The organism is Streptomyces sp. NPDC054765 (assembly GCF_053612065.1).
In genome coordinates this window covers 143,949-158,696 of the sequence record NZ_JBSHBP010000009.1, presented here as the reverse complement: position 1 = coordinate 158,696, position 14,748 = coordinate 143,949, and the positions used below count along the sequence as shown (strand labels likewise).

Sequence of the window (14,748 nt, the reverse complement as noted above, 5' to 3'; positions counted from 1 at the left end):
TGATCGCCACCAGGACGGTGAACACCACGATGAACAACTACCCCGGCAGCGGCCTCTCCCAGGGCGCCGAGTCCGAGTTTTCCGGCCCGCGCTCGCAGTTCTCCGGCCCACAGGCCGAGGCTCGCTACATCATCCCGCGCTTCGTCGAGCGCACCTCGCAGGGCGTGCGCGAGTACGACCCGTACGCGAAGCTGTTCGAGGAGCGCGTGATCTTCCTCGGCGTGCAGATCGACGACGCCTCGGCCAACGACGTCATGGCGCAGCTGCTGTGCCTGGAGTCGATGGACCCGGACCGGGACATCTCGATCTACATCAACAGCCCCGGCGGCTCCTTCACGGCGCTCACGGCCATCTACGACACGATGCAGTTCGTGAAGCCGGACATCCAGACGGTCTGCATGGGCCAGGCGGCCTCCGCCGCGGCCGTGCTGCTCGCCGCCGGCACCCCCGGCAAGCGGATGGCGCTGCCGAACGCCCGGGTGCTGATCCACCAGCCGTACAGCGAGACCGGCCGCGGCCAGGTCTCCGACCTGGAGATCGCCGCCAACGAGATCCTGCGGATGCGCTCGCAGCTGGAGGACCTGCTGGCCAAGCACTCCTCCACGCCGATCGAGAAGATCCGTGACGATATCGAGCGTGACAAGATCCTGACGGCCGAGGAGTCCCTGGCGTACGGTCTGGTCGACCAGATCGTCTCGACGCGGAAGTCGTCCGTCTCGATCGGCTAGCGATCTTCGCGAAGTGAGCCGGAGCGTTGCCCCCTTGGACCGGACCGGGATCGAGTGAACCGAGTCGGTCCAAGGGGGGCCCGTACGGGGGGCCCGGCAAGGTACCGTCGATAGGCAAGCACCCGGGTCCGCGGAACAATGCGGATCCCAGGCGAAGGGGAAGCACCTCGTGGCACGCATCGGTGACGGCGGCGACCTGCTCAAGTGCTCATTCTGCGGAAAGAGTCAGAAGCAGGTGAAGAAGCTCATCGCGGGACCTGGTGTGTACATCTGCGACGAGTGCATCGACCTCTGCAACGAAATCATCGAGGAGGAGCTCGCCGAGACCTCCGAGGTGCGGTGGGAGGAGCTCCCCAAACCGCGGGAGATCTACGAGTTCCTGAACGGCTATGTCGTCGGCCAGGATCCCGCCAAGAAGGCGCTCTCGGTCGCCGTCTACAACCACTACAAGCGGGTGCAGGCGGGCGAGAACGCCCCCGGCCGCGGTGACGAGGGCATCGAGCTCGCCAAGTCGAACATCCTGCTGCTCGGCCCCACCGGCTCTGGCAAGACGCTGCTCGCGCAGACCCTCGCCCGGATGCTCAACGTCCCCTTCGCGTTCGCCGACGCCACGGCGCTCACGGAGGCCGGCTATGTCGGCGAGGACGTCGAGAACATCCTCCTCAAGCTGATCCAGGCCGCGGACTTCGACATCAAGAAGGCCGAGACCGGCATCATCTACATCGACGAGATCGACAAGGTCGCCCGGAAGAGCGAGAACCCGTCGATCACCCGCGATGTCTCCGGCGAGGGCGTCCAGCAGGCGCTGCTGAAGATCCTGGAAGGCACCACCGCTTCCGTCCCGCCCCAGGGCGGCCGCAAGCACCCCCACCAGGAATTCATCCAGATCGACACCACCAACGTCCTCTTCATCGTCGGCGGTGCCTTCGCCGGCCTGGAGAAGATCATCGAGTCCCGGTCCGGCGCCAAGGGCATCGGCTTCGGCGCCACGATCCGCTCCAAGCGGGAGATCGAGTCCAAGGACCAGCTCCAGGACGTCATGCCGGAGGACCTGGTGAAGTTCGGGATGATCCCGGAGTTCATCGGCCGCCTCCCCGTCCTCACCTCGGTCCACAACCTCGACCGCGAGGCCCTGCTGCAGATCCTGGTCGAGCCGCGCAACGCGCTCGTCAAGCAGTACAAGCGCCTCTTCGAACTCGACGGCGTCGAGCTGGACTTCGACCGCCCGGCGCTGGAGGCCATCGCCGACCAGGCGATCCTGCGCGGCACCGGCGCCCGCGGGCTGCGCGCCATCATGGAGGAAGTCCTCCAGGCGGTGATGTACGAGATCCCGTCCCGCAAGGACGTCGCCCGCGTCGTCATCACCGAGGACGTCGTCCACTCGAACGTGAACCCGACCCTGGTACCGCGCACACGCGGCGAGTCGGGGGAGCCGCAGGAGAAGAGCGCGTAGGCGCCTGAGACGCGACACGAGAGCCGCCCGGCAGCAAAGGCTTCCGGGCGGCTCTCGTATGAGCGTGGCCACCGGTGGTGACCGGCCGGGCGGCGCGGACCGGACGGCGGGACCGCTACTTCTCCTTGCGGACCGCTACTTCTCCTTGCGGACCGCTACTTCTCCTTGCGGACCTCGTTGCGGATCTTGGCGGTCTTCTCGGAAAGTTCCTCCGCGCCGGGCGTCGTGGCGGTGGTGCCACCGGTGGGGGACGGTGCGGACGCGACCTGGACGACGCCGATGGCGCTGCTGTCGCCCCAGACACAGGTGGAGGCGGTGACGGGTACCGTCACACCACCCTGCGAGAGCGTGATTTTCTGGGTCCTGCACTTCATCACCGAGCCGTCGAAGTCACTCGGCGAGTACGTGGTCGTCGGGGTGACGTCCTCGATCTTGGCGCCTTTGTCGGTGAAGGCCTTCTTCTGGCCGTCGTCCACCTTGGCGAATACCTGCCCCACGGTTCCGTCAGGGTCGGCGACGTTGCCGTACACGCCGCTGACCGTCAGCTGCAGCCCATCCGCGCTCTTGTAACCGGAGCTGAGGCCCTTGGCGTTCGTGATGCCCAGCGCCTTGGCTTCCTTGTCGTTGGTGAAGTCCTCGACGCCCCCCGAGCTGCCGGGGCGCTGTGCCTTCTCGAACTGCCCGTTCAACAGCGTGCTCGGCAACGAGATCGTGTAGGGCTTCACCTCCCCGCCCGATCCGAAGGCGAAGTACGCCCCCACGCCGATCGCCGCGACGACCGCGACCGCTCCGATGACCAGGCCGATCTTCTTGCCGTTGCCGCCGGTCTCCGGGGGGCCCTGGGGGATCGTGCCGTAGGGGGTCTGCTGGCCGCCGTAGGGAGCCTGCTGGCCGTAGCCGGGCAGGCCGCCCTGGGGGTAGCCGTAGCCCTGCTGAGGGGGCGCCTGCTGCGGGTAGCCGTAGCCCTGCGGGGGCACCTGGCCGCCCTGCTGCGGGTAGCCGTATCCCGGCTGCGGGGCCGGCGGCTGCTGCGGCGGGCCGTACGGGCCCGGCTGCGGTGGCTGCTGGCCGTACGGGCCGGGAGGCGGCTGGTTGAAGCTCATGGAGCGGTTCCCCTCGTGACAACTGAAAACAGTTGAAGTTCTGCGTGTGAAGTTCTGTGCTGCTTATGCGCTGCCGACATCCTGTATGACGCCGCCGGCAGCCGGTGCCCCGGGGGCGAAACCGATTCGAAGCTGCGACATCCGCGCCCGTACACTGTCCGTCGTGACCGAGAACACTCAGCAGAGCAACCACAGCGCCCCCGAACTGCCGACTCAGTACACGCCGGCCGATGTAGAGGGGCCGCTGTACGAGCGCTGGGTAGAGCGGGGTTACTTCGAGGCGGACGAGAAGAGCGACAAGCCGCCCTACACCATCGTCATTCCGCCGCCGAACGTCACCGGCTCCCTGCACCTGGGGCACGCCTTCGAGCACACGCTGATCGACGCGCTCACCCGCCGCAAGCGCATGCAGGGCTACGAGACCCTGTGGCAGCCGGGTATGGACCACGCGGGTATCGCCACCCAGAACGTCGTCGAGCGTGAACTCGCCAAGGAGGGCGTCTCCCGGCACGACCTGGGCCGCGAGGCGTTCGTCGAGCGGGTCTGGCAGTGGAAGAACGAGTCCGGCGGGCAGATCTCCGGCCAGATGCGCCGGCTCGGCGACGGTGTCGCCTGGTCGCGGGAGCGCTTCACCATGGACGAGGGCCTGTCCCGGTCCGTCCAGACGATCTTCAAGCGGCTCTACGAAGACGAGTTGATCTACCGCGCCGAGCGCATCATCAACTGGTGCCCGCGCTGTCTGACCGCCATCTCGGACATCGAGGTGGAGTACCAGGACGACGAGGGCGAGCTGGTCTCCATCCGCTACGGCGAGGGCGACGCCTCGATCGTCGTCGCGACGACGCGGGCCGAGACCATGCTGGGTGATACCGCGGTCGCGGTCCACCCGGGGGACGCGCGCTACGGCCATCTCGTCGGCACCGAGATCGAGTTGCCGCTGACCGGCCGCCGGATCCCGGTCGTCGCCGACGAGCACGTCGACCCGGAGTTCGGCACCGGCGCGGTCAAGGTCACCCCGGCCCACGACCCCAACGACTTCGAGATCGGGCGCCGGCACGACCTGCCCAACCTCGCCGTCCTCGACGAGCGCGGCGTCATCACGGCGCACGGCCCCTTCCAGGGCCTGGACCGCTTCGAGGCCCGTTCCGCGATCGTCGGTGCGCTGCGCGCCGAGGGCCGGATCGTCGCCGAGAAGCGCCCGTACACCCACTCCGTCGGCCACTGCTCGCGCTGCAAGACCACCATCGAGCCGCGGCTGTCGATGCAGTGGTGGGTCAAGGTCGGCCCGCTGGCGAAGTCCGCGGGCGACGCGGTCCGCGAGGGCAAGGTCAAGATCCACCCCAAGGAGATGGAGTCCCGCTACTTCGGCTGGGTCGACAACCTCCACGACTGGTGCATCTCGCGGCAGCTGTGGTGGGGCCACCGGATCCCCGTCTGGTACGGGCCGAACGGCGAGGTCGTCTGCGTCGGACCGGACGACGAGGCGCCCACCGGCGAGGGCTGGACGCAGGACACCGACGTCCTGGACACCTGGTTCTCCTCCGGGCTGTGGCCGTTCTCCACGCTCGGCTGGCCCGAGCAGACCCCCGGCGTCGAGAAGTTCTACCCGAACTCCGTCCTGGTCACCGGCTACGACATCCTCTTCTTCTGGGTCGCCCGGATGATGATGTTCGGGCTGTACGCGATGGACGGCACCCCGCCGTTCCACACCATCGCGCTGCACGGCATGGTCCGTGACCAGTTCGGCAAGAAGATGTCCAAGTCCTTCGGGAACGCGGTCAATCCACTGGACTGGATGGACGCCTACGGCTCGGACGCCGTCCGGTTCACGCTGGCGCGCGGGGCGAACCCGGGTGTCGACGTCCCGATCGGTGAGGACTGGGTCCAGGGGTCCCGCAACTTCGCCAACAAGATCTGGAACGCGACCCGCTTCGCGCTGATGAACGGCGCGACGGTGGAGGGTGGACTCCCGCCCGCCGAGCAGCTGTCGGCGACCGACCGGTGGATCCTGTCCCGGCTGAACTCGGTCGTCGCCGAGGTCGATGCGTACTACGACGACTACCAGTTCGCGAAGCTGTCGGACACCCTCTTCCACTTCGCGTGGGACGAGGTCTTCGACTGGTACGTCGAGCTGTCCAAGACCACGTTCATGGCGGGCGGCCCGGCCGCCGAGGTCTCGCGCCGGGTGCTGGGCGAGGTGCTGGACGTCACGCTGCGGCTGCTGCACCCGGTCGTGCCGTTCGTCACCGAGACCCTGTGGACGACGCTGACCGGCCGTGAGTCGGTCGTCATCGCCGAGTGGCCGGCCGCTGTGGCCGTTCCTGGGGCCGATGCCCCGGGCGGATTCCGGGACGCGGCCGCCGAGCGGGAGATCGAGACCGTTCAGCAGGTCGTCACCGAGGTCCGGCGCTTCCGCTCCGACCAGGGGCTGCAGCCCGGCCAGAAGGTTCCGGCGCAGCTGGAGCTGGGCGGCACGGCACTGGCCGCGCACGAGGCCGCGATGCGCTCACTGCTGCGGCTGCAGCCGGCCGGTGACGGCTTCAGCGCGACCGCGTCGCTGCCGGTCGCGGGTGCGACGGTCGCGCTGGACCTGTCCGGCGTCATCGACGTCGAGGCCGAGCGCAAGCGGCTGACCAAGGACCTCGGTGCTGCGGAGAAGGAGAAGGCGCAGGCCACCGGCAAGCTCGGCAACGAGGCGTTCCTCGCCAAGGCGCCGGAGCAGGTCGTGGACAAGATCCGCGGCCGGCTGGCGGCCGCGGAGGCCGACATCGTCCGGATCACCGCGCAGCTGGCGGCCCTGCCCAAGGCGTAGGCGCGGGAGCGGTCCGCGGTCCGGGATCCGGGCCGCGGCCGGGACCCTCGTAGGCAGGCCCCTCGTCCGTACGGGCGGGGGGCCTGCGCCGTCCCTGCCCCCGCCGGCCCCGTTCGCGTACCGGCCAGAGCAGGACATACGCCGTCGAGACGGCCACGAACGCCAGACGGATCAGGCCCCGGGCGGCATCGTCGGGGACCGCGAAGACGCTGCCGTAGAGGGTGAGCAGGGCCAGCCAGCTCCACCAGGGGACCAGCCGGCGCTGCCCGATGACGTCCCACAGCAGGGTGCCGAGCAGCACCGACGCGGTGTAGTACGTGTAGACGCTGGGGTCGAGGACGATGCGGGCGTTGGCGCCCAGCAGCACCACCGCCGCCCAGCGGCCGCGCCAGACGGCGATCGCCCCCAGGGCCAGGCCGAGGGCGGCCTGGGCGGGGCGGTCCCAGCCCGGGGTCTTCGGGTCGCCCACGCCCAGCCAGCGCAGCGCGGACGCCGGATGGTTGGGAATGGCGAATTTCGCCGCGGCGAAGGACTGCGAGTCGCCGATGAAGAACGGCAGCCAGGCGACCGCCAGCAGACCCGCGCACCACAGTCCGGCACGCAGCCACTTCTCCCTCGGCAGGGCGAGCAGCAGGGGGACGAAGGCCAGCGCGGTGGGCTTGGAGTCCATGGCCAGGGCCAGGCAGGCGCCGGTGAGCGCGGCATTGCCGCGGGTGACGGCACGTACCGCGAGGGCGGTGAAGAACAGCGCGAGGACATCGTCGAGATGCCCGAAGCGGACCCCGACCTCGATCCACATGGGGATGAAGGCCAGCCCGGCGATCAGGACGCGCTGGCGCAGCCGCTGGTGGTTGGTGCCGGTGCCCAGGAAGTGGTGGGCGGCGCTGCGGCCGGCCAGCACCACGATGACCAGGCCGAGCAGCGACATCAGGGCCGCGGCCAGGAACTGTCCGGTGGCCTCGGGGAAGGGGTTGAAGAGGCCGGCCGTCAGAAAGCTGAGCGGGCCCATCTGGAGCTCGGGGTGGTGCGCGTAGAGGTTCAGCCCGCCGGAGCCGTCGCCCGTGGTGCCCTGGTAGATCAGTTCGCCGCCGGTGCGCAGATAGTGCCAGGAGAAACCGCCGTGCGGCTCGACGACGATGAACCACAGCACCGTCCATGCGGTGAGCAGTATCAAATGCATCCGCTGACTGATTGCCGGCACCCTTGCTCAGCTCCTGCCTTCCCGTGCACTGCTTTGGTGATCACCGGGGGCGTACACAGCCCGCCGTCGAAGAGGGTGAAAGACGGCAGAAAGTTGTCCCGGCCGGCCGATCCGGTCGTTCTCATGGCGCTCTCATGAAGCCGAGGCACCGTGGAACGGATTGCCGAGTTCCGGCAAACCGTACGTCCACCAGCGAGGAGCCGCGCCCCATGAACAAGCCCCTGCGCCGGGTCTCGATCTTCTGCCTGGCCCTCATTGTCGCGCTGATGGGCTGGGTCACCTGGATTCAGGGCGCAAAGGCTAGTGACTACAAGGAGGACCCGCACAATCCGCGGGTGGCGATCGGCAAGTACGCGGCGCCGATGGGCAACATCCTCGTCGACGGGGAGCCGGTGACCGGCTCGGCCGCCACCTCCTCCACATACAAGTACAAGCGGACCTACAAGGACGGCCCGCAGTATGCCCCGGTCACCGGCTTCACCTCGCAGATCTACGGCAGCAACCAGCTGGAGAGCCTCTATGGCGACCTCCTCGACGGTTCCGACAGCCGGCTGCAGAGCCCCGCCGACGCGCTGACCCGCACCCGGGCCAAGGGCGGCGACGTGGCCACCACCATCGACGCCAAGGTGCAGCAGGCCGGCTACCGGGCGCTGGACGGCAAGAAGGGCGCCGCCGTCGCCATGGACCCGGCCACGGGCCGGATCCTGGGCATGGTCAGCACCCCGTCGTACGACCCGGGGAAGTTCGCCGGCTCCGACGGCTCCGACCAGCAGGCCTGGAAGAAGCTGTCCGACGACCCGGACCACCCCGAGGTCAACCGGGCGCTGCGGCAGCCGCTGCCGCCCGGCTCCACCTTCAAGCTGGTGGTCGCCGCGGCCGCGCTGGAGAACGGCCTGTACTCCTCGGTGGACGAGCCCACCCACAGCCCCGACCCGTACACCCTGCCGCACACCCGCACCAAGCTCACCAACGAGAACGCCTCCGCGCCCTGCAAGAACGCCAACATCCGCACCGCGCTCCAGTACTCCTGCAACACCGTCTTCGCGAAGATGGCCGTCGACCTGGGCAAGGACAAGGTGAAGGCGCAGGCCGAGAAGTTCGGGTTCAACGACGGCAAGGTGGACACCCCGGTACGGGCGGGCAAGAGCCTCTACCCCTCCGACATGGACGAGGCACAGACCGCGCTGTCCGGGATCGGCCAGTTCAACGACCAGGCGACCCCGCTGCAGATGGCCATGGTCTCCTCGGCCATCGCGAACGGCGGCGAGCTGAAGACCCCGCAGCTGGTCGACAAGCTGACCGACGGCGGCGGCAACACCGTCCAGGACTTCGGCCCCACGACATACGGCGGCGGCCCGGCCATGTCGGCACGCACGGCCCGGCAGCTCCAGTCGGCGATGCAGACGGTCGTGGACAAGGGCACCGGGTCCGGCGCGAAGATCGGCGGACTGACCGTCGGGGGCAAGACGGGCACCGCCCAGCACGGCGTCGACAACAGCGGTACGCCCTACGCCTGGTTCGTCTCCTACGCCCAGGACGGCAAGGGACACAAGGTCGCGGTGGCCGTGATGGTCGAGGACGGGCATGCCGCCCGCAACGAGGTCTCCGGCAACGGGCTGGCCGCCCCGATCGCGCGGGCCATGATGAAGGCCGCACTGCCGTAGCCGAGGGGCGGCTGTGGCGTACGGGCCGGGGCCGGGGGCCGGTCGCGCGGCGGCCGGCCCCCGGGAGTCGGCGCGGTAGCGGGACAGGGCAGCGCAGCGCACCGCTGTCACAGGTGCCTCGTAGACTGGTCGGCGTGAGCGAGCGCCCCCAGAACGACGACCCCGACCCCAACGAAGCCTTCGACGACATGGTCGAGGCGGAGACCGACCGTGACCCCGATCTTGCCCTGATCGAGGCCGGCAGCCGGACCCTGCGCGCCCAGGCCGGGCCGCCGCAGGGGGACGGGGTTCCCGCCCGTCCGGCCGATCCCGAGGTCGACCGTGCGCTGCGCGCCGTCGAGGAGGAGCTGGCCGGCCGCTGGGGCGAGACCAAGCTCGACCCGTCCGTGCAGCGCATCGTGGCCCTGCTGGACATCCTGGGCGAGCCGCAGCGGGCCTATCCGTCCATCCACATCACCGGCACCAACGGCAAGACCAGCACCGCCCGCATGATCGAGTCCCTGCTGTCCGCCTTCGATCTGCGCACCGGCCGCTACACCAGCCCGCATGTCCAGTCGATCACCGAGCGGATCAGCCTGGACGCCGCTCCGATCTCCGCCGAGCAGTTCATCGAGACCTACCGCGACATCGCCCCGTATGTGGAGATGGTCGACGCCCAGCAGGAGTACCGCCTGTCGTTCTTCGAGGTGCTGACGGCGATGGCGTACGCCGCCTTCGCGGACAGCCCTGTGGACGTCGCGGTCGTCGAGGTCGGCATGGGCGGCACCTGGGACGCGACGAACGTCATCGACGGCGATGTCGCCGTGATCACGCCGATCGCGCTGGACCACACCGACCGGCTGGGGGAGACGCCCGAGCAGATCGCCGGTGAGAAGTCCGGGATCATCAAGAAGGACGCCACGGTCGTGCTGGCCCAGCAGCCGGTCGACGCGGCGTCGGTGATGCTCAAGCGCGCGGTCGAGGTGGATGCCACGGTCGCCCGTGAGGGCATGGAGTTCGGGGTGCTCAGCCGCGAGGTCGCGGTCGGCGGGCAGATGCTGGCGCTGCGCGGGCTGGGCGGCGAATATCCCGAGATCTTCCTTCCGCTCTACGGCGCCCATCAGGCGCACAACGCCGCGGTGGCGCTCGCCGCGGTCGAGGCGTTCTTCGGCGTCGGCTCGGACCACGCCCGCACGCTGGACATCGACACCATCCGCTCCGCCTTCGCCGCCGTCAGCTCGCCCGGCCGGATGGAGGTCGTGCGGCGCAGCCCGACGGTCGTGCTGGACGCGGCGCACAACCCGGCGGGTGCGCAGGCGGCGGCCGAGGCGGTCACCGAGGCGTTCGGGTTCAGCCGGCTGGTGGGCGTCGTCGGCGCCAGCGCGGACAAGGACGTACGCGGCTTCCTGGAGGCGTTCGAGCCGATCTTCGCCGAGGTCGTGGTGACCCGTAATTCGAGCCATCGTGCGATGGATCCGGATGAGCTGGCGGCCGTCGCCGTCGAGGTCTTCGGCGCCGAGCGGGTCCAGGTCGAGCCGCGGCTCGACGACGCCCTGGAGGCGGCGATCACCCTCGCCGAGGAAGAGGGCGAGTTCTCCGGGGCCGGTGTGCTGGTGACCGGTTCGGTGATCACGGTCGGCGAGGCCCGGCTGCTGATGGGGAGGAGCTGACCATGCGCACGCTGTGTGCGAGCACCCTGATCGGTGAATTCTTCGTGATCGGCTTCGCCGGCCTGGTCGCGATGCAGATGACCGGACTGCCGGCGGCCACGATCTGGACGGTCAGCGGGATCGCGATGCTGCTGAGCATCCTGCTGTGCGGGATGCTGACCCGTCCGGGTGGTGTCCAGCTCGGCTGGGCGCTGCAGTTCGCCCTGATCGCCGGCGGATTCGTGGTCCCGACGATGTTCTTCCTCGGTGTGGTCTTCGCGGCCCTGTGGTGGGCGTCGGTCCATTTCGGCCGCAAGATCGATGCGGCGAAGGCCCGTTGGGCGGCGCAGGCCGAGGCGCCGGGGGAGCCGGCCCGGAGCCCGTCGTAGCCCGGCCGCGGCGAGGCCCTCGGGGGGCCGTGCGGGCCGCCGGGGGCTGGGCCGCGCAGGGCCTGGTCACCCATGTAGCCTCAGTGCACCCGCTGACCGTTGTTCATATCCAGGGAGTTTCTCCGTGAGCCAGCGCACCCTCGTCCTCCTCAAGCCCGACGCCGTCCAGCGCGGCCTGATCGGCGAGATCATCGGCCGTGTCGAGCGGAAGGCCGGCTGGACGATCAGCGCGCTGGAGCTGCGCAGCCTGGACCGCGAGATCCTGGAGCAGCACTACGCCGAGCACGTCGGCAAGCCGTTCTACGAGCCCCTGGTCGCGTTCATGTCCTCCGGGCCGGTGGTCTCGATGGTCGTCGAGGGCGAGCGGGTGATCGAGGGCGTGCGGATGCTCGCCGGTCCGACTGACCCGATTGCCGCGCCGGGTGGGTCCATTCGTGGGGACTTCGGAACGATCACCCGGGAGAATCTGATCCATGCATCGGATTCCGAAGAGTCCGCCGAGCGCGAGATCAAGATTTTCTTCCCCGGGATTTCCTGACGCCTCGTCAGCCCTACACCCCTCGTGACCAGGGGCGACCGACAAAATCATCGGTCGCCCTTTGGTGTATACAACACGATCGGGGGAACGCATCACCGCGACACGACGTCAGCATTAAGGGGGGCGGGTGCGTGTACGGCTGACAATGGCGGAACAGCCTCCCGACGTGTTCGAGTGGGCGCACTACGAACTACGATGGAGGCTTCCGCGCCGCACAGCGCATCACCTCCTGCCGACCTCCAGTAAGCATTCGCTCCAGTTGGGAAGGCCAGACGTATCCTCATGGGGAACAACATGTCGTTCATCGGCCGTGACATGGCTGTCGACCTCGGGACCGCCAACACGCTGGTGTACGTCAGGGGCCGTGGCATCGTCCTCAACGAGCCGTCGGTCGTGGCCATCAACACCAACACCGGCGGGATCCTCGCGGTAGGTGCTGAGGCGAAGAAGATGATCGGGCGCACGCCCGGCAACATCGTCGCCGTACGGCCCCTGAAAGACGGCGTGATCGCCGATTTCGAGATCACCGAGCGGATGCTCCGCTACTTCATCCTCAAGATCCACAAGCGGCGCTATCTGGCCCGCCCGCGGGTCGTGGTGTGTGTCCCCTCCGGTATCACCGGGGTGGAGCGCCGCGCGGTCATCGAGGCCTCGACCCAGGCCGGCGCCCGCCAGGTCCACATCATCGAGGAGCCGATGGCCGCCGCGATCGGGTCCGGTCTGCCGGTCCACGAGGCCACCGGAAACATGGTCGTGGACATCGGCGGCGGCACGACCGAGGTCGCGGTCATCTCGCTCGGCGGGATCGTCACCGCCCAGTCCATCCGGGTGGCCGGCGACGAGCTCGACAATGCGATCATCCAGCACATCAAGAAGGAGTACAGCCTTCTGCTGGGCGAGCGCACCGCCGAGAGCATCAAGATCACCATCGGCTCGGCATACGACCTCGAACAGGACGAGCACACCGAGATCCGCGGCCGTGACCTGGTCTCCGGCCTGCCGAAGACGGTCGTCATCTCGGCCGCCGAGGTCCGCAAGGCCATCGAGGAGCCGGTCAACTCCATCGTCGACGCGGTCAAGACGACGCTCGACAAGTGCCCGCCGGAGCTGTCCGGTGATGTCATGGACCGCGGCATCGTGCTCACCGGAGGCGGCGCCCTGCTCCGCGGCCTCGACGAGCGGCTGCGCCGCGAGACCGGTATGCCGATCCACATCGCCGAGGACCCGCTCGACTCCGTCGCGCTCGGTTCCGGAAAGTGCGTCGAGGAGTTCGAGGCGCTCCAGCAGGTCCTCGACTCCCAGCCGCGCAGGTAGCACGGCCCGGGTCCCGACCGCGCCGCGGCCGTCGAGCGGCGTCCGCGGCGGTTCGGGAACCCCGGCGACGGCGGCCGATCCGTCCGCCGGATCGCTGATATACAGGCACAACAGCCCGACAGACACGGTGCACTGACGCTTCATCATCCGGCACCGTCATATCAAGGCACAACGCTCAACTCCCGAACGAGACCGGCGGGGCCCGCAGCCGGCCGGTCCTACGAGGAAGGACACGGCCGCCGCACGTGAGGGACACACGAGAGAGCCGGCTGCTGCTGGTGCTGCTGGTCGCGATCGCGTTCGCGCTGATCACGGTCGATATCCGCGGCGGCGAACAGTCCCCGCTCGATGGTGCCCGGCAAGCCGCCGCCTCTGCCTTCGGCCCGGTCGAAAGCGGCGTCGCCCGCGTCGTCAACCCGGTCGGCAACGCCATCGGCGCCGTGCGGGACTCCGGCAGCCGGCACAACCGGATCAGCAAGCTGACGCAGGAGAACGCGGCGCTGAAGGCCAAGCTCGGCTCCTCCGACCGCAACCGCAACCGCGCGGCGGAGCTCGACAAGATCCTCAAGACCGCGGGCACCGGCCAGTACGGCATCAAGGGCGCCCAGGTCATCGCCATCGGCTCGGCCCAGGGCTTCTCCTGGACCGTCACCATCGACGCCGGCAGCCGCGACGGCATCGCCCGCGACATGACCGTGCTCAACGGCGACGGTCTGGTCGGCCGGGTCACCACCGTCGGCGCCGACACCTCCACCGTCCTGCTGGCCGCCGACCCCGACTTCACCGTCGGCACCCGCATGGAGAAGACCAACGAGATCGGCTTCGCCAACGGCCAGGGCGTCCGCTCACTGCGCGTCCAACTGCTCAACGGCAAGGCCAACATCAGGCGGGGCGACCGCCTGGTGACCTTCGGCTCCAGCAAGGACAAGCCGTTCGTGCCCGGCGTGCCCGTCGGCAAGGTCGTCAAGGTCGAGCCGTCCAACGGTGATCTGACCCGCACCCTCCAGGTCCGGCCCTTTGTCTCCTTCTCCCAGCTCGACATCGTCGGCGTCGTCGTCGCACCGCCCCGCGAGGACCCGCGCGACACCGTCCTGCCTCCCCAGCCGGCCAAGCCCAAGCCGACGCCGACGGTCACCGTCACGGCCACCCCCTCCGCGAGCGTCCCTCCCAGGAGCTGACCGATGCGCATCAACCGGATCCTGCTCTCGGCCCCGCTGGTGGTCGTCGCCCTCGTCATCCAGGTCACCATCCTCGCCCGGCTCCAACTGCCCGGCGCGGTACCGGACCTGCTGCTGCTCGTCGTGGTCGGCCTCGCGCTGGTCCACGGCCACGTCGGCGGCGCGCTGGTCGGCTTCTTCGCCGGGCTGCTGGCCGACCTCGCCCCGCCCTCCGACCACGCCATCGGCCGCTATGCGCTGGTGCTCTGCGTCATCGGCTATGCCGCGGGTCTGACCAGGCCGGACTCCGGCCGGCACCGCTCGGCGACCCTGCCGCTGCTGGTCGTCATCGGCGCCGCCATCGGCTCGACGCTGATGTACGCCGGTGTCGGCGCGCTGGTCGGGGACACCGCCGCCCGGCACGTGGGCATCGTCGGACTGCTGCTCAGTGCCACCCTCTACGACCTGCTGCTGGCGCCCTTCACCGTCCCGCTGGTGATGGCGCTGGCGCGGAGAACGGAGCACGATCCGCTGGCGAGCGACAGCTCCGGCAGCCCGAGCGGCGCGGCCGGCGGCCGGGATGCCGGCTACGGCTGGCTCACCACCGGCACGGGGCTCAAGGCCAGCCGCGGCGCCATGAAGTCCCTGCGCACGGGGACCGGCATCGGCAGCCAGCGCGGCAGCCTGCTCGGCAAGTCGGCCCGCGACAAGGTGGGCCGCATCAAGGGGGTCAAGCGACTGTGACGCCCTCCCTCCTGACG

Annotated in this window: 12 protein-coding genes; 10 read left to right on the top strand and 2 right to left on the bottom strand. The window is 69.4% G+C overall.

All coding sequences use genetic code 11. The features are described from left to right. The first annotated feature begins 17 nt into the window (after positions 1-17). Together ACWGJY_RS09055 and clpX are read left to right on the top strand one after the other, a co-directional pair. A complete protein-coding gene (locus tag ACWGJY_RS09055) occupies positions 18-728 on the top strand; it encodes an ATP-dependent Clp protease proteolytic subunit (protein WP_453260119.1) in 711 nt (236 codons plus the stop codon). A gap of 169 nt (positions 729-897) precedes the next feature. Next, a complete protein-coding gene (clpX, locus tag ACWGJY_RS09050; RefSeq protein ID WP_453260118.1) occupies positions 898-2,181 on the top strand; it encodes an ATP-dependent Clp protease ATP-binding subunit ClpX in 1,284 nt (427 codons plus the stop codon). A gap of 155 nt (positions 2,182-2,336) precedes the next feature. Here clpX and ACWGJY_RS09045 read toward each other — a convergent pair whose 3' ends face one another. Then, positions 2,337-3,284, bottom strand: coding sequence for a hypothetical protein (locus tag ACWGJY_RS09045; protein ID WP_453260117.1), 948 nt, complete (start codon positions 3,282-3,284; stop codon positions 2,337-2,339). Between the two features lie 163 nt (positions 3,285-3,447). Between ACWGJY_RS09045 and ACWGJY_RS09040 the strand changes: the two genes are divergently transcribed. Beyond that, a complete protein-coding gene (locus tag ACWGJY_RS09040; RefSeq protein ID WP_453260116.1) occupies positions 3,448-6,096 on the top strand; it encodes a valine--tRNA ligase in 2,649 nt (882 codons plus the stop codon). On the opposite strand, the gene ACWGJY_RS09035 is transcribed toward ACWGJY_RS09040, so the two are convergent. Then, on the bottom strand, positions 6,062-7,276 hold the full coding sequence (locus tag ACWGJY_RS09035; RefSeq protein WP_453260138.1) for a hypothetical protein: 1,215 nt from the start codon (positions 7,274-7,276) through the stop codon (positions 6,062-6,064). The genes ACWGJY_RS09040 and ACWGJY_RS09035 overlap by 35 nt on opposite strands. Positions 7,277-7,506: 230 nt before the next feature. On the opposite strand from ACWGJY_RS09035, the gene ACWGJY_RS09030 reads away from it, so the two are divergent. From ACWGJY_RS09030 to mreD, 7 genes are all read left to right on the top strand, one after another. After that, positions 7,507-8,961, top strand: a complete 1,455-nt coding sequence (locus ACWGJY_RS09030) for a peptidoglycan D,D-transpeptidase FtsI family protein (RefSeq protein WP_453260115.1) — start codon at positions 7,507-7,509, stop codon at positions 8,959-8,961. A 134-nt stretch (positions 8,962-9,095) separates the two neighbouring features. Then, on the top strand, positions 9,096-10,610 hold the full coding sequence (gene folC / locus ACWGJY_RS09025) for a bifunctional tetrahydrofolate synthase/dihydrofolate synthase (RefSeq protein WP_453260114.1): 1,515 nt from the start codon (positions 9,096-9,098) through the stop codon (positions 10,608-10,610). A gap of 2 nt (positions 10,611-10,612) precedes the next feature. Then, positions 10,613-10,978: a DUF4233 domain-containing protein gene (locus tag ACWGJY_RS09020; protein WP_453260113.1), complete on the top strand. Its 366-nt coding sequence runs from the start codon at positions 10,613-10,615 to the stop codon at positions 10,976-10,978. Between the two features lie 124 nt (positions 10,979-11,102). Continuing rightward, a complete protein-coding gene (gene ndk, locus ACWGJY_RS09015; protein ID WP_453260112.1) occupies positions 11,103-11,516 on the top strand; it encodes a nucleoside-diphosphate kinase in 414 nt (137 codons plus the stop codon). A 294-nt stretch (positions 11,517-11,810) separates the two neighbouring features. Further along, complete coding sequence (locus ACWGJY_RS09010; protein WP_003985182.1) at positions 11,811-12,830, top strand: rod shape-determining protein; 1,020 nt, start codon at positions 11,811-11,813, stop codon at positions 12,828-12,830. A gap of 245 nt (positions 12,831-13,075) precedes the next feature. Next, positions 13,076-14,008: a rod shape-determining protein MreC gene (gene mreC, locus ACWGJY_RS09005; RefSeq protein ID WP_453260111.1), complete on the top strand. Its 933-nt coding sequence runs from the start codon at positions 13,076-13,078 to the stop codon at positions 14,006-14,008. 3 nt (positions 14,009-14,011) lie between these two features. After that, on the top strand, positions 14,012-14,731 hold the full coding sequence (mreD, locus tag ACWGJY_RS09000; protein ID WP_453260110.1) for a rod shape-determining protein MreD: 720 nt from the start codon (positions 14,012-14,014) through the stop codon (positions 14,729-14,731). Positions 14,732-14,748 lie beyond the last annotated feature (17 nt).

Bases quoted from the DNA above. Each gene is read 5' to 3' on its own strand.
- mreD (WP_453260110.1), top strand. From the start codon at position 14,012: ATGCGCATCAACCGGATCCTGCTCTCGGCCCCGCTGGTGGTCGTCGCC.
- ACWGJY_RS09020 (WP_453260113.1), top strand. From the start codon at position 10,613: ATGCGCACGCTGTGTGCGAGCACCCTGATCGGTGAATTCTTCGTGATC.
- ACWGJY_RS09035 (WP_453260138.1), bottom strand. From the start codon at position 7,276: ATGCATTTGATACTGCTCACCGCATGGACGGTGCTGTGGTTCATCGTC.
- ACWGJY_RS09030 (WP_453260115.1), top strand. From the start codon at position 7,507: ATGAACAAGCCCCTGCGCCGGGTCTCGATCTTCTGCCTGGCCCTCATT.
- ACWGJY_RS09010 (WP_003985182.1), top strand. From the start codon at position 11,811: ATGTCGTTCATCGGCCGTGACATGGCTGTCGACCTCGGGACCGCCAAC.
- ACWGJY_RS09045 (WP_453260117.1), bottom strand. From the start codon at position 3,284: ATGAGCTTCAACCAGCCGCCTCCCGGCCCGTACGGCCAGCAGCCACCG.